Here is a 25,113-nt window from a genome sequence, read left to right as displayed (position 1 = left end):
GCGAGCCTCACGCAGGAATGCCGTAGACCGGTATTTCGCCGCTGAGCCCCCGTAGAAAAGCGGTTGTGCCGTGCAGGCTGCGACCACGCGCGGCAAGCAACGTGCGCGCTTCCTCATCCTCGACCACAGGTGTCGTTGCAAAGATCATGTCCGGGGTGGCGATCGTCTGGAGGCGCGAGGCAAGATTGACCGTCTGACCGAAATAATCCTGCCGCTCGTTCATCAGCACGGCAAGGCATGGGCCGCTGTGCAGGCCGACCTTCAGGAACAGGTCGTCGCGACTGTCGCGCCGGTTGAGTTCATCGATCACCTTGCGGATGTCGAGTGCGGCGGCCACGCCCTGCGCCGGGGTCGGAAAGGTTGCCATGATCGCATCGCCGATGGTCTTGACCACCGCGCCGCCATGGGCGGAGACGACCTGATGCATGAGCTGGAAATGCGAGCGTACCAGATCGAAAGCGGCAAGGTCGCCGATCCGCTCATAGAGTTCGGTCGATCCCTTCAGGTCGGTGAACAGGAAGGTCAGGCTGGTGATCCTGAAGCGCTGGTTGAGATCGAGAACATTGGTACGGTAGATATCCCGGAAAGTCTGGTGCGTGAGCAGCCGCTTGGCGGTCAGGACTGGCACACGCCGCGTCAGGATCGCTTCCAGCGTCTTGCCGGCGATCCAGAGGATCGGCATTGTCCTCCGGTTCGTCCGGTTTTCGAGATCGAGCATCAGAAGGCCCGGTGCCACATGCAGCGTTTCGCCGGCCTGGTGCGCATCGTCGAGCTCGATCGACAGGCGCTGGCCCTCGTCCGGTTCGCCGCTCACTTCCAGGAATCGCGAGCTGTGCGTCACGGGATCGAAGAGGATCGCCACGCCCTCGCGCATCTGAAGCTGGCGGCCCATGCGCGCACCCGGCGCAATCTCGAACGCGTCTAGGACGACCTCGCTGACGATGGGCGCAAGATGCTCGGGCAGATCGCTGCCTGAACTCCAGAAAATCTGCCGCGTATAGTCCCAGAGCGGCAGGCTGTCGGGATCGTGGGCGGCGATGTGGCGGATGCGCGGGTCGACCGTGAAGGTGATCTCCACGGTTTCGTCGAGCGTCGGTTCGCAATCGAGCGCACAGAAGGAACAATTATAGTGATGCTGGTCGATGCCCTGCAGCGACTCCGCCTGATAAAGCACGCCGCCGCAGCTTTGGCAGACGACGTTCCAGGAGAGTTCGAAAAGGCCGTGCTGGGTGGCATGCAGGAAGGCGGCGATGCTCTCCTGCTCGTCGAGCCCGTTCGTGCGCGCAAAGGCCAACGGATTGACGCGGTTCAGGCCAAAATCCGGCGCTTCCTCAATAAGACGCGCCATCGCGGCGGCAACGGTTTCGTCGACATGCTGGCGCACGGCCATGACGCGGTTGGCTATATCAGGCATCGCTCATCCTATCAGAATGCGGCCCGAAAAGCGGGGCCGAGAAGAACAACAATAGGTCGGCAATGGCAGGCAGGCGACCCGTTTATTTTTCGCCTTAAAGTAACCTTTCGTGCGCCGGAGCGAAACAACGTGGGCCGGAGACATTGTTTCTCGTCTGCTGAAAAAAAAGAAAGCCGGCCTAAGGCCGGCTTAGACGAACGCGGCTAAACAGGGGATACTGAGCCGGTTCCTTGCATTTCGTGACTGACAATAAATTTCACTGCAATGCCGAGGGCAGCAGAAGGCGTAACGAGATCGCCATGAGGGCGGCTCCGCAAAGGGGTGGGCGGCGGGCGGAGACCGGTGCTGTCCTCGGGCTTCCTTATGAAGGACGAACATCACCGCTTGATGACATGGGCATCCGGCAGACGATTTTCTTTTCTTCGTGCGATCTGCGCTGTGGATGGGCGTCCCGGCATTGTCGGCGGATAGGCTGATGGTGTGAATTCAGTGTTCGGCCCGCCCGGGATGTCAAACTTTCACAAAGGGGCTATATAGCGGCCGAAATCGCACGAAATCCGCAAAGAGCCCCGATGGCACCGATCATTTCCGTCCAAAATCTCACCAAAACCTATGCAAATGGCTTCCAGGCGCTAAAGGGCATCAATCTCGAAATCGAGCGCGGAGAAATCCTGGCGCTGCTTGGGCCGAATGGGGCGGGCAAGACGACGCTGATCTCGATCATCTGCGGCATCGCCAATCCGAGCGGCGGCACGGTCGTGGTCGACGGACATGATGTGGTCAAGGATTTCCGCGCCACGCGCACCCTGATCGGCCTGGTGCCGCAGGAGCTGACCACCGACCAGTTCGAGACGGTGTGGAATACGGTCAGCTTTTCGCGCGGGCTGCACGGCAAGAAGGCCAATCCGGCCCATATCGAGAAGGTGCTGCGCGACCTGTCCCTCTGGGACAAGAAGGACAATACGCTGCGCCAGCTCTCGGGTGGCATGAAGCGGCGCGTGCTGATCGCCAAGGCGCTGTCGCACGAGCCCTCCATCCTCTTCCTCGACGAGCCAACGGCGGGCGTCGACGTGACGCTGCGCAAGGACATGTGGCATGTCGTCGAGCAGTTGCGCGCCTCGGGCGTCACCATCATCCTCACGACCCACTATATCGAAGAGGCCGAGGAGATTGCCGATCGCGTCGGCGTCATCAATGGCGGCGAGTTGCTGCTCGTGGAAGACAAGCAGGCGCTGATGGCCAAGCTTGGCCGCAAGCAGCTCATCCTCGAACTCAACGACCCGCTTGAGAAACTCCCCGATTGCTTTGCCGGCAACGGCTTGTCGATCGAGGCCGAGGGCAATCGCCTCGTCTACGAGTTCGACACCCGCAACGAGCACGAGAGCGTGGCGTCGCTTCTGACGCGGCTTGGCCAGAACAACATCCATTTCCGGGATCTCTCGACGCGGCAAAGCTCGCTCGAAGACATATTCGTATCGCTGGTAGGAGCCGCAAAATGAACTTCGAGGCGATCAAGTCGATCTATTATTTCGAGATGTCGCGCACGCGGCGCACGCTGCTGCAGAGCGTCATTTCGCCCGTCATTTCCACCTCGCTCTATTTCATCGTCTTCGGCGCTGCCGTGGGTTCGCGCATCCAGGAGGTTGAGGGCGTCTCCTACGGTGCCTTCATCACGCCCGGCCTCATCATGCTGACGCTGCTCGGCCAGTGCATCGGCAACGGCTCATTCGGCATCTATTTCCCGAAATTCACCGGTACGATCTACGAGATTCTCTCGGCGCCCGTCGCAATGACGGAAATATTGATCGGCTATGTCGGGGCGGCGGCGACCAAGGGCCTGATCATCGGCGTCATCATCCTCTTGACCGCCAATCTCTTCGTCGATGTCCGCATCGAGCACCCGTTCATGATGGTGCTGTTCTTCCTACTGACGGCAATCAGTTTCAGCCTGTTCGGCTTCATGATCGGCATCTGGGCGACGAATTTCGAGCAGCTTAACCTCATCCCCATGCTGGTCGTGCCACCGCTGACCTTCCTCGGCGGCAGCTTCTACTCGATCAACATGCTGCCGCCCTTCTGGCAGGCGGTGAGCCATTTCAACCCGGTGCTCTACCTGGTCAGTGGCTTCAGATGGAGTTTTTACGGGATTGCGGATGTGAACCCGCTGGTCAGCCTCGGGATGATCTCGCTGTTTCTGGTGGTTTGCCTGAGCACGCTCGGGTGGATCTTCAAGACCGGGTACAGGCTGCGGAACTGACGGGGGACCGCCACCGGCAAAATCCGTACAGGCGGCACAAAGTTGTTCACATTTTGTTCGCGACTGTTAGTCTGACCCCGCTGTTACAGGCGGAGGAGGAGAGTCGTGGCGGAGCAACAGACGAAGTTCGAGCGGTTCAAGGCGCTGCATCATCGGGATGAGACATTTGTCATTCCGAACCCATGGGATGCCGGCTCGGCGCGGATCCTGGCAGGCCTTGGTTTCGAGGCCCTGGCGACGACCAGCGCTGGCTATGCCTTTTCGAAGGGCAAGCGGGATTCCTTTGCGAGCCTGACACGCGGCGAGATCCTCGACAATGCCGCAGAGATCGTCGGGGCGAGCGATCTTCCCGTATCCGCCGATCTCGAGGACGGGTTCGGCGCAGAACCTGAGATCTGCGCCGAAACGATCCGGCTGGCCGCTGCGGCGGGGCTGGTCGGTGGGTCTATCGAAGATGCGACAGGCGATCCGGCAAGGCCGATCTACGATCTCTCGCACGCCGTCGAGCGGGTCCAGGCGGCGGCAGAAGCGGCGCGGAAACTGCCTTTCCTGCTGACGGCGAGGGCAGAGAATTTTCTATGGGAGCGGCCCGATCTCGACGACACGATCAAGCGGCTGCAGGCCTTTTCGGCAGCCGGCGCCGATGTGCTCTATGCACCCGGCCTGCCTGATATCGACGCCATCCGAACCGTCTGCGCTGCCGTGGACAAGCCCGTCAATGTGGTCATGGGGCTGAAGGGGCCGCGCTATAGCGTTGCCGAACTCTCGGCGGCGGGCGTGCGCCGCGTGAGCGTGGGCGGATCCTTTGCTCGCGCGGCGCTCGGCGCACTGCTGCGGGCGGCCGAGGAGGTGAGATCATCCGGGACCTTTGGCTATGCGGCCGATGCAATCCCGGCGGCCACGCTCAGCCGGCTCATGTCGCAGGAAAAGCGGGGCGACCGTGAGTAGGGCTGGATCGGTGGCATCTCATTGCGGATCGATAAGGGCTGACAAAATCCCGATGTCTGCCAGTCAGCCCTTCTTCTTGCCGTACCGCGGGCGGAAATCGACAAGCAAAGACTTCAGTTCGAGTTCGCGCACGCGTCGGGCCGCTTCATCCGGGCTCACCCAGTCCAGCACGCGCTGGCCGACCTCGCGGAACTGCCCCTGCGTGCGGTCTACCTCGATCTGGAAGATATCGACGATGCAGGGAACAACGTCGCCGTCGTCCAGTTCCTTGAGATAGGTGTAGCGGCCGACCGGCTTTTTGCTGACCGTCCCGCGGACGCCGGCTTCCTCCCAGGCCTCGATGGCGGCCGCCTCATGCGGCTTCTTCTTTTTCATCGGCCAGCCCTTGGGAATGATCCAGCGGCCGCTGTCGCGGGTGGTGACCACGAGGACTTCGATTTCGCGATGATCGCTTTCGGGATCGTTGTTTCGATAACGGAAGCAGAGAGCGCCATATTGCTGGCGAAAGGCGCCGGAGAAAAGCTTCTCGGGCCTTTCGGCAAGTTGCTTCAGTAGCGGCTTTGGGGTGGCGGCGCGAGGTTTTGCGCCTTTTTTGCTGGATTTCATGACATCAAGCATTGTCAATTTCTGCATTTTCGATCAATTGCCTGCGACGTTTTATGACAGATTTGTGACAGTCTCTTGTGACTGCCGTATCCGCTTCAGGAAGGATCGCCCGAGATGATGAGCGTGTTTCGCAAGATGATGCCGCGGGAGGACCGCTTCTTCGAGATGTTCTGCCGGCATTCGGAAACGGTCGTCGCTGCCGCCCATGCGATGGAAAGGCTGCTGAAAGGCGAGGCGGTTCAGGAAAATTGCGATCGGATCATCGCGCTCGAGGACCAGGCCGACGACATCACCCGCGAAGTGCTTGTGGCCGTCAGGCGCAGCTTCATCACACCCTTCGATCGCGGCGATATCAAGGACCTGATCCAGTCGATGGACGATGCGATCGACATGATGCACAAGACGGTGAAGATAATTCGCCTGTTCGAGCGGACGAGTTTCGACCCGCTGATGCAGGACATGGGCGGGGAGATCGTCAAGGCGGCGGCCCTGATGGCGGAGGCGATCCCGCTTCTCAACAAGATGGGCGCCAATGCGCAGCGGCTTGCCGTCATCGCCGAGGAGATCACTCGGGTCGAGGGGCGTTCCGACGAGTTGCATGACGAGGGGCTGAAAGACCTCTATCGCCGGCATGGGGCCAGCGGCAATGCCATGGCCTACATGATCGGCAGCGAGATCTATTCCAATCTGGAAAAGATCGTGGACCGGTTCGAGGACGTGGCCAATGAAATCAGCGGCGTCGTTATCGAGAACGTCTGATGGAAGCCTCTCTCTCCCTTCCGCTGCTGATCGGGTTGATCGGTGTCGCGCTGTTCTTCGATTTCCTGAACGGGTTGCATGATGCGGCAAACTCGATTGCGACCATCGTCTCCACCCGGGTCCTCAGGCCGCAATATGCCGTCGGCTGGGCGGCTTTCTTCAATTTCATCGCCTTCCTGTTCTTCGGCCTTCATGTCGCCGAAACGCTGGGCACCGGCATCATCGATCCGGCCATCGTTTCCCCTCAAGTGATCTTTGCGGCGCTGATGGGGGCGATCGTCTGGAACATCGTCACCTGGCTGTTCGGCATTCCCTCTTCCTCCTCGCATGCGCTGGTCGGCGGGCTCGTCGGGGCAGGGTGGGCGAAGGTCGGCTTCAGCTCCATCGTCTGGAGCGGCCTGCTGAAGACGGTTGGCGCGATCTTCATGTCGCCGGCGATCGGCTTCCTGCTGGCGCTGTTCTTCGTCCTCGTCGTCTCCTGGCTCTTCGTGCGCCAGACACCGTTTGCCGTCGATCGCACTTTCCGCTTCATGCAGTTTGTCTCGGCATCGCTCTATTCGCTCGGCCATGGCGGCAACGATGCGCAGAAGACGATGGGCATCATCGCCGTTCTTCTCTTCAGCCAAGGTCAGCTTGGCCCGAGCTTTCATGTGCCGCTCTGGGTCGTCATTTCCTGCCAGTCGGCGATGGCGCTCGGCACGCTCTTCGGCGGCTGGCGGATCGTGCATACGATGGGCTCGAAGATCACGAGGCTCAATCCGATGCAGGGTTTCTGCGCCGAGACCGGCGGCGCGCTGACGCTGTTTGCGGCGACCTGGCTCGGGATTCCCGTGTCGACGACGCATACGATCACCGGCGCGATCATCGGAGTGGGAGCAGCGCGGCGCCTTTCGGCCGTGCGCTGGGGTGTGGCCGGCAATATCGTCATCGCCTGGGTCATCACAATGCCGGCTGCCGCTGCCATCGCCGCCGCCTGCTATGGAATTGCAAGCCTGTTTGCCTGAGGTCAACGGCCGCCGGATGCACCGGATACCTTAATTTTAGGGGCTGCTATTTTCGATCCGATGTTGCGCTCTATTCTCCATGCAAGGAGAAGGCGACGACGAGCGAAAGATGCATCCATACAGGCATTTATCGGAATTGAATGTGGAAACTCCGGCAAGGACAGGCCGCCGCGGGGTCGACCAGTGCGGTGTCATCTGCTGCCGCGTGGAAAGGGGCGGGAGGCTGAGCGTCCTGCTCATCACCAGCCGCGATACCGGACGATGGGTGATCCCGAAAGGCTATCTCCAGAAGAAGGAAAAGCCCTATCGCTGCGCCCAGCGCGAAGCATCCGAAGAGGCCGGCGTCAGGGGCAAGGTCAGGAAGAAGCCGCTCGGCTATTACAGCTATCTGAAGGACCAGGAGCAGCCGCTGACGGTTTCGGTGCATCTGCTGCGACTGGAGAGCGAAACCACGCATTTCCGCGAATATGGGGAGAGGCAGAAGATCTGGATTTCGCCGGCGGACGCGGCCTCTCTCGTCGATGAGCCCGAACTGCAGGAGATCTTCCGCGCAATCGATGCGGACAATCCGCTGACGTCGCAGGACCGGCTGAAACCCCATCGCATCCATGGACGGCGACCGCGGGCCGATGCAGCCGTGTCGCTCGCCGCATTGCCCGGATTGACCTGATTGCCGCCGCCCTGGCGGGCAGGCACAGTTGCAAAGGCCCGCCATTGCGGGCCTTTGCGTTAAGAGACTAGCGGGGACTGCCGGTTGCAAGAGGTCCCCAAGAGAGCTCACGGTCAGGGACGGCTGAAAGGTCGACCATCACCTCGACGCCGGTCCTGATGCGGCGCCGCAAGAGGCCGGCGCGATCCGGATGCGCCCGGAGCAGGCCTTTCTCGTGGAGCGCCTGCAGCCGCGTGCGCGACATCTCCAGCCCGGAGGCCAGCAGGCGGTCGAGGCGTATGCCGTCAGGCAACGGCACAGCCAACTCGATCTCCAGTCGCGTCCAGCCGGCAGTCTCGCGCAGCACCTCCCTGACGAGGTCGAATTCCGGGAATTCGTCGATGCGCTCGGTCTTGCGTTTCAGGGCTTCGATGTTGAAGCTCTCCGTCCGGATCCAATCCGGATCGTTGGACTGCAGCGCGTGCAGAACGGCCGGATCGATATCGCGGACATTCTGACGCTCGAAGAGCGGCCGGTTCCAGGTCTTGTCGCAGGCCAGGCATTTGTAGATGAGCCAGGCATCCAGCCGGCGGCCATTGGCATTGAGCCGGATCTTGTCGCTGGATCGAAAGGCTCTCAATCCGCCGCATCCGCCACAGGCAATCCAGGGCTGGGGAGCGGTTTTCGGCGTTACGGTCCATCGGACCCGTAGGGTATCGCACATAAGTCTTGGTCTTCCGTTCGGAAGTTCACCAAGATGGCGCGAGAGAAAGCCCTGTCGGGCGCGGCGTGGCGATGCTTTCGGGTGGCTGAAGAGCAGAGACAGCGGGGCTGTTACTGGCGATCGGAACAATGCCAAACCGGTCTCTTGCCGCCACCCGATGAACGTATTCATACGCCGGCAGCCATCGCCGCCAGGCCGTACGGGTGAAACTGGGTTGAGACCGGTTCTTACTTAGGCAAAGTCTACCTCGATGCGCCAATGCTCTTCGAGCGGATCAATAGCAAACAATCGCCGGGAGAGGGAGACTTACGACGCATGGCAGAGACGAAGGCTGCCCCATGCGGCATTTCTGCAACTTCCCGCTGAAGCTCTATCAAAGCTCCTGCGCCGTCGGGCGGAAGAGGATTTCGTTGATATCCACCTCCTCGGGCTGCGAGATCGCGAAGGCGACGACCCGCGCGAAACTGTCGGCCGGGATGGCATAGCGTTCATAGAAATCGGCGATGCCGGCCGCGACATCGGCCTCGGTAATGCTCTGCGGCAGTTCCGACTCTACCGCACCGGGCGAGACGATCGTCGTGCGGATATTATAGGGCTTCACCTCCTGGCGCAGGCCCTCGGAGATGACACGCACGGCTGTCTTGGTCGCCGCATAGACCGCGCTTCCGGGGCGGACCTTGTGTCCCGCGACCGACGAGACGTTGATGATATGGCCGCTCTTCTGCGCCGTCATGTGCGGAAGGGCGGCGGCAATGCCATAGAGCACGCCCTTGAGGTTCACGTCGATCATCCGGTCCCAATCGTCGATCTTGCCGCGCTCCAGAGGCGAGTGCGGCATCAGGCCGGCATTGTTGACGATCACGTCTATCCGCCCGTGCAGCCGCACGGCCTGATCGACGAGATGTTTGACCTGCCCGGCCTCGGTCACGTCGGTTTCGATGGCGGAGCCTTCGGGGAGGCCGAGTTCACTGGAGAGCGCCTTCAGGCGGTCGATCCGGCGGGCGCCGAGCACCACCTTGGCGCCGGCATTGGCGAGGTGACGGGCGGTCGCTTCGCCGAGGCCGCTGCTGGCGCCGGTGATGACGACCGTCTTTCCCTTGATATTGTCAGTCATGGTAATTCCTTTCAGTGCTGGCAGCCTATCGGCCGATGCGGGCCTGCAGGTGGGCCGGGTAGCGATCTCCCTGCACGGTGACACCAGACAATGCGGTCTCTATTTCCTGCAGATCCTGTGGCGTGAGTTTGATCGCTGCGCCGCCGATATTCTCCTCCAGCCGGTGCAGCTTGGTGGTGCCGGGGATCGGCACGATCCATGGCTTACGGGCGAGCAGCCAGGCGAGCGCGATCTGCGCCGGTGTCGCCTGCCTGGCGGCGGCGATCCCACTCAGCACCGCAACGAGGCCCTGATTGGCCTTGCGGTTCTCTTCCGAAAAGCGCGGCACGACATTACGGAAATCCGTCTTGTCGAAACTGGTGCTCTCGCTGATTGCGCCCGTAAGAAAACCCTTGCCGAGGGGGCTGAAGGGCACGAAACCGATGCCGAGTTCTTCGAGCAGCGGCAGGATCTCCTTTTCGGGCAAGCGCCACCAGAGAGAATATTCGCTCTGCAGGGCGGCGACCGGCTGGACGGCATGGGCCCGGCGGATCGAATCCACCCCCGCTTCCGACATGCCGAAATGCTTGACCTTGCCGGCAGCGATCAGCTCCTTCACCGCGCCGGCAACCTCTTCCATCGGCACTTCGGGATCGACGCGATGCTGGTAGAAGAGATCGATCCTGTCAGTACGCAATCGCTTCAGGGCGGCATCCGCCACCTGCCGAATGCGCTCGGGGCGGCTGTCCTGACCCTTGCTGGAATCGCCGTCCCGAAAGCCGAATTTCGTGGCGATCACCACCTCTCCGCGGAACGGTTCGAGTGCTTCGCCGAGCAATTCTTCATTGGCTCCCTGGGCATAGGCTTCCGCCGTATCGAAAAAGGTGACGCCATGCTCGAAGGCAGTGCGTATCAGAGCAATCGCCGCATGCCTTTCCGTTGCCGGGCCGTAACCGAAGCTCAGGCCCATGCAACCAAGGCCGAGGGCCGAGACTTCGGGACCATGCGTTCCGAGTTTGCGTTTCTGCATCATCGTGTCTCCATCCGGTGATATTCGTCGTCCGTGACCTTTTCCATCCAGTCGACCGGACTGCCGTTGAGCTTTTCGGCAATGGCGATATGGCTCATGGCCGTTGTTGCAGTGGCGCCGTGCCAATGCTTTTCGCCTGGTGCGAACCAGACGATGTCGCCCGGCCGGATTTCTTCGATCGGGCCGCCGTCACGCTGTGCCCAGCCGAGGCCGGAGACGACGATCAGCGTCTGGCCGAGCGGATGGGTGTGCCAGGCGGTGCGTGCGCCCGGCTCGAAGGTCACGGTGGCACCGCCGACCCGGTCGGGATCGTCGCTGTCGAAACGGGCGTCGAGACGCACAGTGCCGGTGAAAAAGGCTTCCGGACCCGGAACCGAGGGTGCGAAGCCGCTGCGCTTGATCTGCATGGGCGTATCCTTTCCTGCCGATCTTCATTTAGCGGCTACGCAGTTCTGCGATTAGAAGCTAAAATCCGCATGAACCTATTAGGGCAGCTTATGAATGACCCGGACCAATCTCGACGATATCTCCGCTTTCCTGACCGTCGCGCGCGAGGGCAGCTTCACGCGAGCCGCCGCCTTGCTCGGCGTTTCGCAATCGGCTCTCAGCCAGACGGTGCGCGCGCTTGAAGAGCGCATGGGTCTGCGGCTGCTCACTCGCACGACGCGCAAGGTGTCGCCGACGGATGCCGGCGAGCGTCTGATCCAATCTGTCGGGCCTCGGCTTGAGGAGATCAGTGCGGAACTCGCGCAGCTATCGGCGCTACGTGAAAAACCCTCGGGTAGCGTCCGCATTTCGGCGGGCGAACAGGCAGCCGAATTGTTCCTCATGCCGGCCGTGCAGAAGCTGTTGCCGCAATATCCCGATATCGCGATCGAAATCGTTGTCGATAACGGCCTCACGGATATCGTCGCCGAGCGTCTCGATGCCGGCGTGCGGCTCGGCGAACAGGTTGCGAAGGACATGGTGGCCGTGCGGATCGGCCCGGATGTCAGAATGGCCGTCGTCGGCTCCCCCGACTATTTCGAGAAGCGAAGCCGCCCGCGCACACCTCATGAGCTCACGGAGCACAATTGCATCAATCTGCGGCTGCCGACGGCCGGTGGTTTCTATGCCTGGGAATTCGAGCAGGGCGGGCGCGAGTTACGCGTGCGGGTGGAGGGCCAGCTTGCGGTCAACAGCGGCACGTTGGCCGTCAAGGCGGCCATTGCCGGTGCCGGTCTCGCCTTCGTGCTGGAGGACCGCGTCCGCGACGATCTCGAGGCGGGGCGCCTGACCCGCGTGCTCGCAGACTGGTGCCCACCCTTTTCCGGCTTCCACCTCTACTATCCCAGCCGGCGCCATCAGACGCCGGCCTTCGCCATAGTGGTGGATTCCTTGCGCTATCGCGGCTGATAGCTGAAACGTCAACAGTCACGAGAAAGCCGGGGGCCGGCAACTGACGGATAACGGCCCCCGCGATGATTTAGGCTATGTGCTGAAGCTGGACTTCCCGGTTGTGCAGGAAGCAGGCCTTGGTGAAGAGCCCGAGGTCGAGCTGGTTCGGCAGACGCACATCCCCAAGATCCGGCAAGCCCTTGCCGCCGGCCTCGAAGGACCGGTCGATCTGAGAGATGAAGGCCAGCACAACCCCTGTATCCCGGGCGAAGCTTTGAAGGGCCGAAACCTGCTCCGACAGGGCCGGCTTGCTGCGCTGCTGGTCGAGAAGCTGCAGATAGTCGATGACGGCGACTGTTCCCCGCGGCGCGCCCGCGAGATGCCGGATGATATAATCGGCACTGATCTCATCCGAGGTGACGATCTCGATCCTGTCCCCGATCGCTTCGCCTTCCGGCAGGGCATGGATGCGGTTCATGCTCTGTTGATGGGTATATTCGAGCGTGAAGAAGGTTGCCCTTCGTGCCTGGCTGACGGCATCGAGCAGAAGCTGCAGGCCGAGCAGGGTCTTGCCGTGGCCCGGACGGGCAGCGATCAGAAGCAGATCGCCATCTGCCAGTTGCGACAGCATGGATGATGCAGATGGCTCATGCTGGGAGGAAAGCAGGCTCCAGGCGGTAAAACCTTCCTCCTGCGCGATACGATCGAGCGCCTGATGAAGCGGGATCGTATCCGTACGCGCCAGCAATTTCGCCCGGCGCTTCAGCTGATAGATGGGTGCAGACAGTTTCATTCAAACCTCCATTGCGAGCCGGAAACGCAACCCCTCCTTATGCGGTGCTCGAACAGATGGTTCGATGGTGGATTGCCCCGCATGGACGATGCTTTCCCGGATGGAGGGAGGAGGCTTGGGTCGAGCCTTGCCCAAGAGGTAGCGAGCGGCGCGATTCGCGGCAAGCTGGAAAATTCAGCGGTGTTTCGGGCGCTTGCTTCCTTCGCGCTCGCATCGTCCTCCTGAGTGAACTTGAACCGCATCGCGCCTGTGCACGGGCAAGCGGCCCGCTCGTCGGCTCGATCCCCTCCAACTACCGGCCGCGCTTGCCGGAATTCCCTCAGATCCGTTGGCGTGTCCATGGCAGGTATCCGCTCGTGAACTATATGTGACGGGGGAGGAATGTCCTTGATGTCGAGCATGCCAGTCACCTGCGAGGTGCGTTACCGCCTCGACCCGAAGAAACGTATGGAATTCGAAGCCTATGCCGAGGTCTGGGTTCGGCTGATCGAGCGTTACGGCGGAACACATCACGGCTATTTCATGCCGCGCGAAAAGCCGGAAGGCGCGGGTTTGAGCTTTCCGGGTGCAGGGGCGGATGGGGCAGGCAATATCGCGATCGCTCTTTTCACCTTTCCGGACGAGCCGACCTATCTCGGCTACCGCGCCAGCGTCGCCGCCGATCCGGACAGTATCGCGGCCAATGCGCGCTTCGGGGCCGATCCTCCGTTCAAGAGCTACGAGCGCCTGTTTCTGCGACCGTTGCCGCGCGGCGAATAGACGGCGAGGGCAGCTGTCGGCGGCAGGAACTCGTCTTCCTGCCCCGACAGCAAACAGACAGCTTCGCCGCGCTACCCGTTTGCCGTCGCCCGCAAGGGGCTTCTGCAAAAGGGTAAAATCATGAAGCTGAAACTGGTCGCCGCTCTCACAATCCTGTCGCTCTCGCCCGCCTTGGCGCTTGCAAGCCCGAGCTGCACGAAGGAGCCGAAATCCAGATGGATGCCGGAGGCCGCCATGAAGGCGAAGATCGAGGCCATGGGCTACAAGGTCAAGACTTTCGAAATCACCGGCAATTGCTACGAGATCTACGGCAAGGACAAGAACGGCGAACGCGCCGAGGTCTATTTCAATCCGGTTTCCGGCGATATCGTCCAGAAGGGCGATTGAGCGATGACAGCCATCTCGTTGAAGAAGGAGGGCCAGGTGCCCTCCGATGCCGCCGGGCAGACGATCAGGGTGTGGGACCCGGTCGTCAGGCTGTTCCACTGGACCATCGTCGCGGCCTGCACGCTCAACCTCTTCATTCTCGAAGAAGGCAAATACTGGCACCGCATCACGGGTTATGTCGTCGCTACGGCAATCGTCATTCGCATCCTCTGGGGGTTCGTCGGTACAAAACATGCTCGCTTTTCCGATTTCCTGCCGACGCCGCGCAGGGTGATGGAGCAGATCTTTGATATGATCGACGGCAGTGAAAGACGTTATCTTGGTCACAATCCGCTGGCATCGGTCATGATGCTGCTGCTGATGGCATTGCTGGCGGCAACGGTGCTGACCGGCTGGATGACGACGCTCGATGCCTTCTGGGGCGAGAAATGGCTGGAGAAACTGCACGGCACGATCGCAAACGGCATCATGGTGCTTGCCTTCGTCCACGCGGGCGCAGCCATCATCGAAAGCTGGAGGCACAGGGAGAATCTCGTCTGGTCGATGGTCACGGGTCGAAAGAGGGCATGAGGATACTGCTGATCGAGGACAGTTCCCGGCTTCGCGAACTGCTTTGCGAAGCCATCCACGACGCCGGCTGGAAGATCGATGCCTTCGCCCTGGCGCAGGAGGGGCGGCTTGCATTGCAGGAAGCGGATTATGACCTGCTGCTTCTCGACCTCGGCCTGCCTGATGAGGACGGGATCGCATTTCTGAAATCGCTCCGGGCCGCGAGGGTCCAGATGCCGGTCCTGGTGCTGACGGCGCGGGGCGCAGTCGACGAGCGCATCGCCGGGCTCGATGCCGGCGCGGATGATTACCTCGTAAAACCCTTTCACAATGGAGAATTGATCGCCCGCATCCGCGCGCTGACGCGCCGCGCGCCGTCAACCGTCATGCCGGTCCTGGAATTCGCCGCCCTTCAATATGATCTCGCCACGCGCCAGGTGATCTGTGCCGGCGACGAGATTGCGCTCGCGCCTTCCGAAAAGGGCCTTCTGGAACTGTTGATGCGCAACGGCGGGCAAGTGGTACCCAAGCCGAAGATCGAGCATGCCTTCTCGGAATTCGGCGATGAGCGCAGCAGCAATGCCGTCGAACTTGCCGTTTTCCCGGCTGCGCAGAAAGCTCGAAGGGCATCCGACACAGGTGCTGATCGAGACCGTCAGGGGTGTCGGATACATGATGCGGGAGGTGCGCGCATGAGGCTCTCATCGCCGACACTGGGCGCGATCCTGACCCGGCGTATTGCCTTCTTTGCGGTGCTGGCCATGGTGTTGCAGCTCGCCGTGATCTTTTCCGCCTATTACTGGAATGTCGGGGAGCTTTCGCGGCTCTTCGTGGAGCAGGAGACCGAGCGGCTAGCCTCCGGCATTGCGGTGGAGGACGGCGCCATCCGCTACCGGCTTCCCGATTCTGTCGAGGGGCGTTACGGGCAGGCGCAGACAGGCTATGTGGCCCGCATCCGCGAGGCCGGCGGCGGGTTCGTCTTCCAGTCCTGCGACGCTGCCTGCGAGAGCCGCTTCCTGCCGCCTGATGTCAACCCGCCGGATTTCTGGCTGCGGTCGCTCGAGCCCGGCAAACCGCTGACGCTGGTGGGCGGGCGGGCCTTCATGGTGGGCGAGCGGCGCTTCGTCGTCGATGTCGCGACGATGGGCGATCCGCAGGATGTGGTGTCGGATGTCCTGTGGAACGAGGTGATCGAGCATATGATCGTGCCGATGAGCATCCTGCTGGTGCTCGTGCTCGGCGCCACCCTGCTTTCCGTGCGGCAGGCGCTGAAGCCGGTGCGGACTGCGGCCGAGGCGGCCGAACGGATCGACCCGATGGATTCACGCTCGCATCTGCAATTCCAGGATATGCCGCGCGAAGTCGCCCATCTTGCCGAGGCCGTCAACCGGGCCTTCGAGCGTGTCGGCGAGCTGATGAAATCCCAGAAGATACTGACATCGGGCATCGCGCACGAAGTGCGCACGCCGCTTGCGGCAATCAAGCTGGAGCTCGGTCATATCGACCATCCGCGGGCGCGCAAGGCTGAGGCGGATCTCGACGATCTCGTGCGTTTCGTCAGCCAGATCACCGCGCTCGCGCGGCTCGATACATTCGATCACGGCATGTTCGAGGAGGTCGACCTTGTCGAGCTTTCGTCCAGCGTGGTGGAACAGCTGGCGCCCTGGGTCTACGAAAACAATCACTCGCTGGAATTCTCCGCGCAGGTCGATGCCGCCATCGTGCAGGGTGTGCCGGCCCTGCTGAAGGACGCCGTTCGCAACCTGATCGACAATGCCGTTCGCCACACGCCTGCCCATACCGGCATCGTCGTGCGGGTCAGCAATGATCTGATCCGCGTCGAGGACCGGCATCCGGCAGGCGTGAGGCAGGGCGCCGATGTCGCCCCACGCGCCGACGGGATGGGCATCGGGCTTGATATCGTGGCGCGCATCGCTGCGATACACAGGGGTTCGCTTCGCTGCTCGGCCGGCAGGCAGGGTCATGTCTTCGACCTGGAGATCGGCACATAGCCGCGTCTGCGCGCCGCGCTTCTTTTCTCATCATCCGTTCATCGGAGAGTTTCATGATCAAATGCGTTGTTATTTCCGGCTGCTCGGGCGGCGGGAAATCCACATTGCTCGAAGAGCTCTCCCGGCGCGGTTACGCGACCGTCGAGGAGCCGGGACGCCGGATCGTGAGGGAGGAACTGGCCGGGCAGGGTGCTGCCTTGCCCTGGGTCGACCCGGCGGCCTTTGCCCGGCGGGCGATCGCGATGGCGCTCGAGGATCGGAAGCTCGCTGAAGTCCAGCCCGGATGGACGTTTTTCGATCGCGGCCTGATCGACGCCGCTTCTGCGCTGCAGGCCACGACCGGGAAGGCGATGCTGGAGACGCTGCGGGATCAACGCCCTTATCACCACATGGTGTTTCTGACGCCGCCCTGGCCGGAAATCTATGTCCACGACCCCGAGCGGCGGCATGGTTTCGAAGAGGCGGTTGCCGAATATGACCGGTTGACCACGGCCTATCCCGAGATGGGCTACGAGGTCGTCATCCTGCCGAAGGTCGATGTCCCGGCGCGAGCGGACTTTCTGTTGAGCCAGCTGCCGGAGCTGTGACTTTTTAAGGAACCAAGTTCGACACGGCTCGTTTCTTATCCAACGCGGCAGCCTTGTCCCCCACTCGAAGGCTCATCGTTCCCAGCGATCGCTGCGTTCACTCCTGCAAATGAAAACCCTCGGTTCCACTCCCGGACCGAGGGTTCTTTTTGCCGACCGAAATCAGGGTCCGGAATTATCTGCCTTCCGAGGAGGCTCTGAGATAGCCGATCACGGCGCGTCTGACGCGCAGCGCCAGCCCGTCCCGGTCTTCTTCCCCATGCTCGCCGGCGGCATCGATCATGCCCTTGATGATTGCCACTGCATCGCGTGCCGCGATATCGATATCGGGCTGCGGCGGCATGTCCGGGCGCGCCAGCGTATTGCGGGTGAGTTCCAGGAAGCGGTGCTTGATGCGATCGGTTTGCGCATCGAGCGGCAGGCGGGCCTCCTCGTAATCGAGCAGGCGGGCAAGGGCAGGGCGTTCGAGCTGCTGGCGGACGCAGGGGTCTATCAGGGCGGAGAGCGCCGCTTCGCCCGTCGGCTCGCCGGCAGCACTTTCTGCATCTCCAATCAGTGACATGGTCTGCCGCAGGATCAGCGCGCCGATCAGCGCATCCTTGCGTGGGAAATACTGGTAGAGCGAGCCGATGCTGACGCCGGCCTTTTCTGCCACCGCATTGGTGGAAAAACCTTCGTGGCCGCGCTCCTCCAGAATGCGAGCCGCGGCCTCGACGATCACGCTGACCGTCGCAAGCGAGCGGGCCTGTCTGGGCGCTTTTCTGGGCGAGGATCGGCTCTTGTAGGGGCTTTCGGACATTGCTGGAACGGGCCTTGAAATGCGAGTAGCGGGAAGGCGAGTTATCGCTCACATTAGATCCGTCAGATCAAGCGCACAAGCGGTCGCTCAGCAAAGGGATTTGGAAACTTGAACGCATCACCGGGAGCGGTGACGCGCATATCCCTTGCCGTGCCTGCGATCGACCGCGCCGGAACAGAACGGAGAATTGTCCATGTCAAACGAGATCAAAACCGCCATCGTCACCGGCGCATCCAGAGGGATCGGCGCGGCGATTGCCAGACGGCTCGCAGCCGATGGTTTCCAGACCGTCGTCAATTATGCGGCAGGCGCTGCGCAGGCAGAGGAAGTAGTCGCCGCCATCACGGCAGCCGGCGGCCGGGCGCTGGCGCTTGGCGCCGATGTCTCCAGCCCGCAGGCACTTGCCGAGCTCTTCGAGCACACCGAAGCAGAATTCGGAACCGTCGACGTGCTCGTCAACAATGCCGGCGTCACCACCTTTGGCCCGCTTTCTGAGGTGAGTGATGAAGACTACCAGCGCCTCGTCGCCGTCAACCTGACCGGCACCTTCAACGGCATGCGCGAGGCCGCAAGACGCCTTCGCGAGGGCGGCCGCATCATCAACCTGTCGACCAGCATCATCGGCCATTATTCGCCGGGGAATGCCGTCTACACAGCCACCAAGGCGGCGGTTGAAGCGATGACGCATATCCTCGCAAAGGAGCTCGGCCCCCGCCACATCACGGTCAATGCCGTGGCGCCCGGCCCGGTCGCGACCGAACTGCTGCTTGCAGGCCGATCCCCGGAGCTGATCCAGCGCCTGACGAATGAAATCCCGCTCGGCCGGCTTGGGCAGCCAGAGGATATTGCGCAGATCGTGTCGTTTCTGGCGAGTAGCGAGAGCGCCTGGGTCAATGGGCAGGTGATCAGGGCGAATGGCGGGCGGAATTGATAGGCGCTAGGCCTTTCCGGAGCGCGCGATCTCCGCGCGCATCCAGCTCGAATCGCCCCAGGTCGACAGCCAGATCATCAGATCGGTGAGCGCGCCAATGACGGGCAGTAGCAGCTTGTGGGCGAGCCCGCGCCCTGTCTGCTTTTCCTCGGCCTCGCGCAGATGCGCGAGTTCCTCGTCCTGGATCGAGGCAATGAGCGCATGGAGCTCAGGATCTCGGTTCTTCACGAAGGCCAGTTGATCTTCGAGATGGCGATGAACGGTACTTTCCACCGCCTCGGTGCAGATCCAGACCATGTTGCGCCCACCAAGGGCCGTGAGAAAGCCCAGGACGAAACCACCGAGGCTCCAGAAGGCCATCACACGGCAAGGCCTGGCGCTCCTTGGCGGCATGGCCTCGCGAAACAGGCGGCAATGCCTGATCTCGTCTTCCCGCATGTCCTGAAGCGCCGGGACGATATCCGGAAACAGCCGGCGCGCCATCCAGATCTGTGCCCCATAGATGCGGATGGCGCCGAACTCGCCGGCATGATTGACCTTGAGGATACGCCTGACGGTGATCGCCGGATCGCGCTTGCTGACGATATCAGGCAGATTGTCCATGATCCATGCGCGCCCCAGCTTCGGTGTCAGTAGTAGGCAATACGACCACCGCGATCGTCAATGGCTGGGCACAGCCTATGAGGCGTATTGTCGACCAGGCCCCCGTTTAATGACCTCGCAAGAGGGTCTGACGGACCGGGCGGCATTCCCTCCCGAAGCTTGACACGAAAAACGGCGGCGCGCATAAAAATCATATGGGGTTGCGATCACCCCACGAGGCGACATGCCGAAGAATCGCGTCCATGAAACCGAACACCGGAGGACGCGTCATGCCATCATTTCTCGAAATATCTTCAGACAAACTCACCCGTATCGTCGGCACACCCAATGCGCCTGTCATCGTCGACGTGCGCGTCGAGGAGGATTTCGCCCGCGATCCGCGGCTTGTGCCGGGTTCGATCCGGAAATCTCACACCGATGTCAGCGAATGGGCGGCAGGCTTTGCCGCGCCGGTGATTGTCGTCTGCCAGGCGGGCGGCAAGCTCAGCCATGGGGTCGCCGCCCATATCAGGCATGCCGGAGGCACTGCGGAAGTGCTGGAAGGCGGCTTCGAGGCCTGGATAAGGGCCGGCGGCTCGGCCGTGCCCGTCGACAGGTTGCCGCCGCGCGACCGGGAAGGGCGGACCGTATGGGTCACGCGTGCGCGTCCGAAGATCGACCGCATTGCCTGTCCCTGGCTCATCCGGCGCTTCGTCGATCCCTCGGCGGTCTTTCTCTTCGTGCCGACATCGGACGTCGCCCTGGTTGCCGATCGCTTCGGCGCCGTGCCGTTCGATATCGAGGAGGTCTTCTGGAGCCATCGCGGCGAGCTCTGCACCTTCGATGTGATGATCGAGGAATTCGGCCTTGCCTCAGAGCCGATGTTGAGGCTCGCGAGGATCGTTCGCGGCGCCGATACCGCCCGGCCGGACCTTGCTCCTGAAGTGGCCGGGCTGCTCGCCGCCTCGCTCGGCCTGTCGCGCATGTTCGTCGACGATCTCAAGCAGCTCGATGCCGGCATGCTGCTCTATGATGCCTTCTACCGCTGGTGCCGCGACGCCACGGATGAAACGCACAACTGGCCTTCCGCGAAAAAGGGAGGCTGACATGAGCAGTGCCGTTACCCATGCGACGCCCGATGCCGGGGCGTCGCCGAACCCGCATGGCGTCACCTTTGGCGAGGCCTTTCGCGTCTGGCTGCGCGTTGCAGCACTCAGCTTCGGCGGACCGGCCGGGCAGATCGCCGTGATGCACCGCATCGTCGTCGATGAGAAGAGGTGGATCGGCGAGCAGCGTTTCCTGCATGCCTTGAATTACTGCATGCTGCTTCCGGGACCTGAGGCGCAGCAGCTTGCCATCTATATCGGCTGGCTGATGCACCGGACCGCCGGTGGTCTGGTCGCGGGCATCCTGTTCGTGCTTCCGGGCTTCCTCTCCATCCTGGCGCTCAGCTATCTCTACGTGAGCCTCGGCAGTGTCGATGCCGTCGAGGGCCTGTTCTTCGGCCTGAAGGCGGCGGTGCTTGCCGTCGTCATTCAGGCAGTCGTCAGGGTCGGCGGCCGCGCCCTGAAGAACAGGGCAATGATCGGGATCGCGGCAGCCGCTTTCCTGGCGATTTTCGTGTTCCATGTGCCTTTTCCCGTCATCATCCTCACCGCTGCCATCGTCGGCTTCCTGGGATCGAAGTCGGGTTCCCGGCTGTTCCAGGGTGGCGGCGGGCACAAGGCGGCCGGCGGCGCGGCTCTGTTCGACGCCGACGCGCTGCTTGGGGAGGAGATACCTCTGCATGCGCGACCGAACCTGCGCTCGTCGCTGAAGATATCGGCGGTGCTCCTGGCACTCTGGCTGCTGCCGATACTGTTGCTCTATCTCTTTCTTGGACCCGACGACATCTTCACGCAGATCGGCGTGTTCTTCAGCAAGATGGCGATGGTGACTTTCGGCGGCGCCTATGCCGTACTCGCTTACGTGGCGCAGGAAGCCGTCCAGCACTACGGATGGCTGAAGCCCAACGAAATGCTGGATGGTCTGGGCATGGCGGAAACGACGCCAGGTCCGCTGATCACGGTCCTCCAGTTCGTCGGTTTCATGGGCGCCTATCGTGATCCCGGCAGCCTCAATCCGATGACGGCCGCCACGTTCGCCGCCATCCTGACGACATGGGTGACCTTCGTTCCCTGCTTTCTCTGGATCTTCCTCGGCGCTCCCTTCATCGAGAAACTGCGCGGAAATGCAGCCCTGGCCGGTGCGATGTCGGCCATCACCGCGGCCGTGGTCGGCGTCATCCTCAATCTCGCGATCTGGTTCGGCCTCCACTTCCTGTTCCGGAGCGCCGAAGTCCACAGCCTCGGACCCTTCTCGATCGAGCTGCCCGTCTGGGCGTCGCTGTCGCTGCCATCGCTGCTGTTGAGCCTTGCGGCAGCGATCGCGATCTTCCGGTTCAGGCTGGCGGTCATTCCGGTGCTGCTCGGCTGTGCCGTCGCCGGGATGTTCTGGCCGACTTGAAGCATCGACGGCTTGCCGGAATCCGCATCATCGGAAAAAACCGATGGCGTCATCGGTTTCTTCCGTTTTTCTTGCCGCCCAGTGCGCGGCATCTGCTCTTCCAGACAAGAAGGAGACGCAGATGACTGATATCAATTTGGAAGGCGCCGGGATCATCATCGTGGGCGGCAGTTCCGGCATGGGGCTGGCGCTGGCGCGACGGCTGCTGGCCGAAGGGGCGCGGGTGACGATTGCCGGGCGCAGTGCGGCGAGGCTTGAAGCGGCGAGGCTTGAAGCGGCGAGGCAGACGCTCGGCGACCCTGCTGATCTGAACACCGCGGCCCTCGATCTCACCCGTGAAGAGGAGATCGCGGCCTTCTTCCGCGATTGCGGGCCGGTCGACCATATCGTCAGCACGGCGGCCGATATCGAGGGGGCCTATCAGTTGCTGCCGGATCTGCAGCTTGCGGCGGCGCAGCGGGTCGTCGAGAGCAAATTCTACGGGCCGCTGCTGCTTGCCAAATACGGCGCGCCGTGCCTGCCGCCGTCTGGCTCGATCACCTTTACGTCGGGGGTTGCCGCCTATCGGCCGGCGGCGCGCGGTTCCGTCGTTGCGGCCGTCAATGCGGCGCTGGAGGGACTGGTGCGGGCGCTCGCGGTCGAGCTTGCGCCTCTGCGCGTCAACGCCGTGTCACCGGGCTGGGTGGATACGCCGATCTGGAATTTCGTTGCCGGCGATGCCAAGCAGGCAACGCTGGAGGCCATGGCGAAGCGGCTGCCTGCGGGTCGCGTCGGTCGGCCTGATGATATTGCCGACGCGATCCGCTTCCTCATCGGCAACGGCTTTGCGACAGGCACTATCCTGCATGTCGAAGGCGGGCATCGGCTGGTCTGACCGGCCGCAGGTCCTCGCTTGCCATGGCAATCAATGAAGAAAGCGCCGGCGGCTGCACCCGCCGGCGCCGCCACAGCATGATCAGCGACGCAGCAGGTGTATCACCTGGCCAGGGCAGTTCCACGACATCGCCGCGCTCTGCGGCCGGAGTGACGGCCAGACGCGGGACAAGACCGTAACCGGCGCCGGATGCGACGAAGCGGATGATCGTCTGGACGCTGTCCGCCTGGGTGACGATATCAGGTGCGGCAATATCTGCCTCGGCAAAGGCAGCATCGAAGAGCCGGCGATAGACGCAGCCGGTTTCGGTGGCGATGAAGGGCAGGCGGCTCAGGTCAGCGAGGTTTCCGGGCGGCATCGCCCGGGTATTGCGGCCTGCTATCAGGGTCAGCGGCTCGCGCGAGACGAGGCGCGTCTGGAACCGTCGATCCTGCTCTCCGCGGTCGAAGGTGAAGGCGATGTCGATCGAGCCGTCTTCCAGCCGCCGCTGCAATTCACCGCTGCCGCCGATCTTCAGCGTCAGACCGATAGCGGGATGCGTCCCGCGAAAACGCGACAGGAAGGCGGCGAGCTTTTCCGCTGCGATGGTTTCGAGCGTACCGATCGTCAGGGCCTGTTTCTCAAGACCGGCAGCTGCGCGGATTGCGGTCTTTGCTTCGTCGTTCAGGGCAAGGATTTCTTCGGCATAGGATTTCAGCACGTCACCGGCCGGTGTCAGGGTCACGCCCTGCCGGGAACGCTCGAAAAGCGGGACGCCCAATTCCTCTTCGAGCGCCTGCATCTGGTCGCTGAGGCTCGACTGGGCGAGATTGGCCTCGCTTGCGGCACGGGTGATATTGCCGTGCTTTGCGACGGCAAGGAAGGTCTTCAGTTGGCGTGGGTTCATAGCGAGCTCCGTGCGCTCCGTGGCAAGGATGGGCACTCCTATATCAGGCGGCCATGCTCCGAGGGAGTCTCCGGTTGGCTGGAATCCTTACGTCGAGCCTCGCAATGTTGACGGCAGACGCATGCTTGGCCAAACTTAAAACCGTCTTCGCAAGCGACGGGAGCCTTGCCGATGCCATCTGAGACATCCGTGATCGATTGGCTGCTCGCCTCTGACCCCGCCATCCGCTGGCAGGTGCTGCGCGATCTTCTGGACGCGCCTGAACCCGTCTGGTCCGCCGAACGGCAGAAGGTCGAGCGGGAGGGGTGGGGCGCCAAGCTATTGTCCTTTCAGGATGCCGATGGGCAATGGGCGGGCGGTTCCTTCCTGCCCAGCGATTTCACGCGCGAGGAATGGCAGGCAACCGGCCAGCCCTGGACGGCAACGAATTTCTCGCTGACGCAGCTTCGCGAATTCGGCCTCGACCCGCGCTCCGAAAGCGCACGGAGAACTGTCGCACTCATCGGCGCCAATTGCCGCTGGGACGAGGGCGGACAGCCTTTCTGGGAAGGAGAGGTGGAGGAATGCATCAATGGCCGCACCGTTGGCGACGGCGCCTATTTCGGCGTCGATATCTCGCCCGTCGTGAAAAGATTGCTCGGCGAGCAACAGTCGGATGGCGGCTGGAACTGCGAGCGGGCGAATGGCTCGTTGCGCTCCTCTTTCCATACGACGATCAATGTGCTGGAAGGACTTCTCGAATACGAGCGGAGTACCGGCGGCACCGAGCAATCGCGCGAGGCAAGACGGTCGGGCGAGGATTATCTGCTGGCGCGGCACCTGATGCGGCGTCTCAGTACCGGTGAGCCGGTCGACGATAAATTCATGCAGTTCCTGCATCCGAACCGCTGGCGCTTCGATGTGCTGCGGGCGCTCGATTACTTTCGCGCCTCAAGCCTGCAGACAGGGGCTGCTCCCGACATGCGGTTGAAAGAGGCAATTGAATACCTCCGGCTGCGGCGACTGGAAGATGGTCGCTGGCCGCTCGACTGGCGCGTGTCCGGCAGAGCCTGGTTCGTCATGGATGACGGTGAGGGAGAGCCCTCCCGCTGGGTAACGCTCAGGGCGCTCAGGGTGCTGAAATGGTGGGACGGCCGACAGGCTGAACATGCCCTTGCGTGAGTCTGCCGCGACAGCCGGCATTATCCCGATAGATCAGTGATTTATGCCGGCGTGCTGAAGGCTGACAGTCTGGCATCGAACTCTTCCATCGTATCGAGAAACCAGCAGGTCGTGCCGCGATTGGCTTCAAGAACGAAGCTCTGCAGCGCGTTGCTTGCGGCAAGCTCCGCGTCGATCCTGCCGATGATGGCGACACGAACCCGGTAGTTGACGAATTTCTGGATCGCAGCACCGGCAATGCCCGAGCGGAGCGTCAGGAAACCCTCGGGCAGGCGGGGTACCGGCAGCACGACCCAATCGACGGCTTCGCCGAGAGCGTGGCCGATCAGATCGTTAATGCCGCTTTCAGCCGATAACGGCTTGCCATCGGGATTGCGCAGGAGCACGCGAAAGCCGTGCAGGAGCTTGATATCATTGCTCACGGAAT

The 25,113-nt window shown here is 62.3% G+C and carries 28 protein-coding genes and 1 pseudogene; 18 read left to right on the top strand and 11 right to left on the bottom strand.

Going from position 1 to position 25,113, the window contains the following annotated elements:
* Window positions 1-7 precede the first annotated feature (7 nt).
* Window positions 8-1,414 carry a DUF5939 domain-containing protein gene (locus LVY75_20795; GenBank protein XAZ25566.1) on the bottom strand — a complete coding sequence of 469 codons (1,407 nt, stop codon included), beginning with the start codon at window positions 1,412-1,414 and terminating at the stop codon, window positions 8-10.
* A gap of 572 nt (window positions 1,415-1,986) precedes the next feature.
* Here LVY75_20795 and LVY75_20790 point away from each other — a divergent pair.
* The 3 genes from LVY75_20790 to LVY75_20780 all read left to right on the top strand — a co-directional run bounded on the left by LVY75_20790 (window position 1,987) and on the right by LVY75_20780 (window position 4,619).
* Complete coding sequence (locus tag LVY75_20790) at window positions 1,987-2,913, top strand: ABC transporter ATP-binding protein (GenBank protein ID XAZ25565.1); 927 nt, start codon at window positions 1,987-1,989, stop codon at window positions 2,911-2,913.
* A complete protein-coding gene (locus tag LVY75_20785) occupies window positions 2,910-3,671 on the top strand; it encodes an ABC transporter permease (GenBank protein XAZ25564.1) in 762 nt (253 codons plus the stop codon). Before LVY75_20790 ends, LVY75_20785 begins: the two co-directional genes overlap by 4 nt.
* A 105-nt stretch (window positions 3,672-3,776) precedes the next feature.
* The gene (locus LVY75_20780) at window positions 3,777-4,619 is read left to right on the top strand and encodes an isocitrate lyase/phosphoenolpyruvate mutase family protein (protein ID XAZ25563.1); all 843 of its coding nucleotides are present in this window, start codon (window positions 3,777-3,779) and stop codon (window positions 4,617-4,619) included.
* A 63-nt stretch (window positions 4,620-4,682) separates the two neighbouring features.
* On the opposite strand, the gene LVY75_20775 is transcribed toward LVY75_20780, so the two are convergent.
* Complete coding sequence (locus LVY75_20775; GenBank protein XAZ25783.1) at window positions 4,683-5,225, bottom strand: NUDIX hydrolase; 543 nt, start codon at window positions 5,223-5,225, stop codon at window positions 4,683-4,685.
* Between the two features lie 114 nt (window positions 5,226-5,339).
* Here LVY75_20775 and LVY75_20770 point away from each other — a divergent pair, with 114 nt between their 5' ends.
* The 3 genes from LVY75_20770 (at window position 5,340) to LVY75_20760 (ending at window position 7,658) form a co-directional block, all read left to right on the top strand.
* Entirely contained in the window at window positions 5,340-5,984 is a 645-nt protein-coding gene (locus LVY75_20770) for a DUF47 domain-containing protein (protein XAZ25562.1), read from the top strand.
* On the top strand, window positions 5,984-6,988 hold the full coding sequence (locus tag LVY75_20765) for an inorganic phosphate transporter (GenBank protein XAZ25561.1): 1,005 nt from the start codon (window positions 5,984-5,986) through the stop codon (window positions 6,986-6,988). Before LVY75_20770 ends, LVY75_20765 begins: the two co-directional genes overlap by 1 nt.
* 142 nt (window positions 6,989-7,130) lie before the next feature.
* Window positions 7,131-7,658: an NUDIX hydrolase gene (locus tag LVY75_20760; protein XAZ25560.1), complete on the top strand. Its 528-nt coding sequence runs from the start codon at window positions 7,131-7,133 to the stop codon at window positions 7,656-7,658.
* Between the two features lie 67 nt (window positions 7,659-7,725).
* On the opposite strand, the gene LVY75_20755 is transcribed toward LVY75_20760, so the two are convergent.
* From LVY75_20755 to LVY75_20740, 4 genes are all read right to left on the bottom strand, one after another.
* Complete coding sequence (locus tag LVY75_20755; protein ID XAZ25559.1) at window positions 7,726-8,277, bottom strand: DUF1062 domain-containing protein; 552 nt, start codon at window positions 8,275-8,277, stop codon at window positions 7,726-7,728.
* A gap of 457 nt (window positions 8,278-8,734) precedes the next feature.
* Window positions 8,735-9,475: an SDR family oxidoreductase gene (locus LVY75_20750; GenBank protein ID XAZ25558.1), complete on the bottom strand. Its 741-nt coding sequence runs from the start codon at window positions 9,473-9,475 to the stop codon at window positions 8,735-8,737.
* 25 nt (window positions 9,476-9,500) lie between these two features.
* On the bottom strand, window positions 9,501-10,484 hold the full coding sequence (locus LVY75_20745) for an aldo/keto reductase (GenBank protein XAZ25782.1): 984 nt from the start codon (window positions 10,482-10,484) through the stop codon (window positions 9,501-9,503).
* Complete coding sequence (locus tag LVY75_20740; protein ID XAZ25557.1) at window positions 10,484-10,891, bottom strand: cupin domain-containing protein; 408 nt, start codon at window positions 10,889-10,891, stop codon at window positions 10,484-10,486. The genes LVY75_20745 and LVY75_20740 overlap by 1 nt, the downstream gene beginning before the upstream one ends.
* A gap of 94 nt (window positions 10,892-10,985) precedes the next feature.
* Between LVY75_20740 and LVY75_20735 the strand changes: the two genes are divergently transcribed.
* Window positions 10,986-11,879: a LysR family transcriptional regulator gene (locus LVY75_20735; protein ID XAZ25556.1), complete on the top strand. Its 894-nt coding sequence runs from the start codon at window positions 10,986-10,988 to the stop codon at window positions 11,877-11,879.
* 70 nt (window positions 11,880-11,949) lie between these two features.
* Here the strand turns inward: LVY75_20735 and LVY75_20730 are convergent, their stop codons facing one another.
* A complete protein-coding gene (locus LVY75_20730) occupies window positions 11,950-12,654 on the bottom strand; it encodes a DNA helicase (GenBank protein XAZ25555.1) in 705 nt (234 codons plus the stop codon).
* A gap of 390 nt (window positions 12,655-13,044) precedes the next feature.
* Here LVY75_20730 and LVY75_20725 point away from each other — a divergent pair, with 390 nt between their 5' ends.
* The 6 genes and pseudogenes from LVY75_20725 to LVY75_20700 all read left to right on the top strand — a co-directional run bounded on the left by LVY75_20725 (window position 13,045) and on the right by LVY75_20700 (window position 16,948).
* A complete protein-coding gene (locus LVY75_20725; protein XAZ25554.1) occupies window positions 13,045-13,413 on the top strand; it encodes an NIPSNAP family protein in 369 nt (122 codons plus the stop codon).
* A 120-nt stretch (window positions 13,414-13,533) separates the two neighbouring features.
* On the top strand, window positions 13,534-13,800 hold the full coding sequence (locus LVY75_20720; GenBank protein XAZ25553.1) for a PepSY domain-containing protein: 267 nt from the start codon (window positions 13,534-13,536) through the stop codon (window positions 13,798-13,800).
* Between the two features lie 3 nt (window positions 13,801-13,803).
* Window positions 13,804-14,370, top strand: a complete 567-nt coding sequence (locus LVY75_20715; GenBank protein XAZ25552.1) for a cytochrome b/b6 domain-containing protein — start codon at window positions 13,804-13,806, stop codon at window positions 14,368-14,370.
* A pseudogene (locus LVY75_20710) lies at window positions 14,367-15,045 on the top strand (response regulator transcription factor). The gene LVY75_20715 and the pseudogene LVY75_20710 overlap by 4 nt, the downstream one beginning before the upstream one ends.
* Window positions 15,042-16,361 (top strand): two-component sensor histidine kinase, encoded by a 1,320-nt coding sequence (locus tag LVY75_20705; GenBank protein ID XAZ25551.1) that lies wholly within the window; start codon window positions 15,042-15,044, stop codon window positions 16,359-16,361. The pseudogene LVY75_20710 and the gene LVY75_20705 overlap by 4 nt, the downstream one beginning before the upstream one ends.
* A 53-nt stretch (window positions 16,362-16,414) precedes the next feature.
* The gene (locus tag LVY75_20700; protein ID XAZ25550.1) at window positions 16,415-16,948 is read left to right on the top strand and encodes an AAA family ATPase; all 534 of its coding nucleotides are present in this window, start codon (window positions 16,415-16,417) and stop codon (window positions 16,946-16,948) included.
* Window positions 16,949-17,123: 175 nt separating this feature from the next.
* Here the strand turns inward: LVY75_20700 and LVY75_20695 are convergent, their stop codons facing one another.
* A complete protein-coding gene (locus LVY75_20695) occupies window positions 17,124-17,747 on the bottom strand; it encodes a TetR/AcrR family transcriptional regulator (GenBank protein XAZ25549.1) in 624 nt (207 codons plus the stop codon).
* 193 nt (window positions 17,748-17,940) lie between these two features.
* On the opposite strand from LVY75_20695, the gene LVY75_20690 reads away from it, so the two are divergent.
* Window positions 17,941-18,678, top strand: coding sequence for an SDR family oxidoreductase (locus LVY75_20690; GenBank protein XAZ25548.1), 738 nt, complete (start codon window positions 17,941-17,943; stop codon window positions 18,676-18,678).
* Window positions 18,679-18,684: 6 nt separating this feature from the next.
* Here LVY75_20690 and LVY75_20685 read toward each other — a convergent pair whose 3' ends face one another.
* Window positions 18,685-19,281 (bottom strand): demethoxyubiquinone hydroxylase family protein, encoded by a 597-nt coding sequence (locus tag LVY75_20685; protein ID XAZ25547.1) that lies wholly within the window; start codon window positions 19,279-19,281, stop codon window positions 18,685-18,687.
* A gap of 269 nt (window positions 19,282-19,550) precedes the next feature.
* On the opposite strand from LVY75_20685, the gene LVY75_20680 reads away from it, so the two are divergent.
* From LVY75_20680 to LVY75_20670, 3 genes are all read left to right on the top strand, one after another.
* Entirely contained in the window at window positions 19,551-20,366 is an 816-nt protein-coding gene (locus tag LVY75_20680; GenBank protein ID XAZ25546.1) for a sulfurtransferase/chromate resistance protein, read from the top strand.
* A gap of 1 nt (window position 20,367) precedes the next feature.
* Window positions 20,368-21,765, top strand: coding sequence for a chromate efflux transporter (gene chrA, locus LVY75_20675; GenBank protein XAZ25545.1), 1,398 nt, complete (start codon window positions 20,368-20,370; stop codon window positions 21,763-21,765).
* Between the two features lie 121 nt (window positions 21,766-21,886).
* Window positions 21,887-22,639 carry an SDR family oxidoreductase gene (locus tag LVY75_20670; protein XAZ25544.1) on the top strand — a complete coding sequence of 251 codons (753 nt, stop codon included), beginning with the start codon at window positions 21,887-21,889 and terminating at the stop codon, window positions 22,637-22,639.
* Here the strand turns inward: LVY75_20670 and LVY75_20665 are convergent.
* Window positions 22,602-23,525: a LysR family transcriptional regulator gene (locus LVY75_20665; protein XAZ25543.1), complete on the bottom strand. Its 924-nt coding sequence runs from the start codon at window positions 23,523-23,525 to the stop codon at window positions 22,602-22,604. The two genes, LVY75_20670 and LVY75_20665, sit on opposite strands and share 38 nt — an antisense overlap.
* A 171-nt stretch (window positions 23,526-23,696) precedes the next feature.
* Between LVY75_20665 and LVY75_20660 the strand changes: the two genes are divergently transcribed.
* On the top strand, window positions 23,697-24,686 hold the full coding sequence (locus LVY75_20660; protein ID XAZ25542.1) for a squalene cyclase: 990 nt from the start codon (window positions 23,697-23,699) through the stop codon (window positions 24,684-24,686).
* A 41-nt stretch (window positions 24,687-24,727) separates the two neighbouring features.
* On the opposite strand, the gene LVY75_20655 is transcribed toward LVY75_20660, so the two are convergent.
* Window positions 24,728-25,108 carry a DUF4180 domain-containing protein gene (locus tag LVY75_20655; protein ID XAZ25541.1) on the bottom strand — a complete coding sequence of 127 codons (381 nt, stop codon included), beginning with the start codon at window positions 25,106-25,108 and terminating at the stop codon, window positions 24,728-24,730.
* Window positions 25,109-25,113: the final 5 nt, after the last annotated feature.

It is taken from the genome of Sinorhizobium sp. B11, assembly GCA_039725955.1.
In the GTDB taxonomy this organism is placed as follows: Bacteria; Pseudomonadota; Alphaproteobacteria; order Rhizobiales; family Rhizobiaceae; genus Rhizobium.
This window is presented reverse-complemented; position numbering and strand designations above follow the sequence as displayed.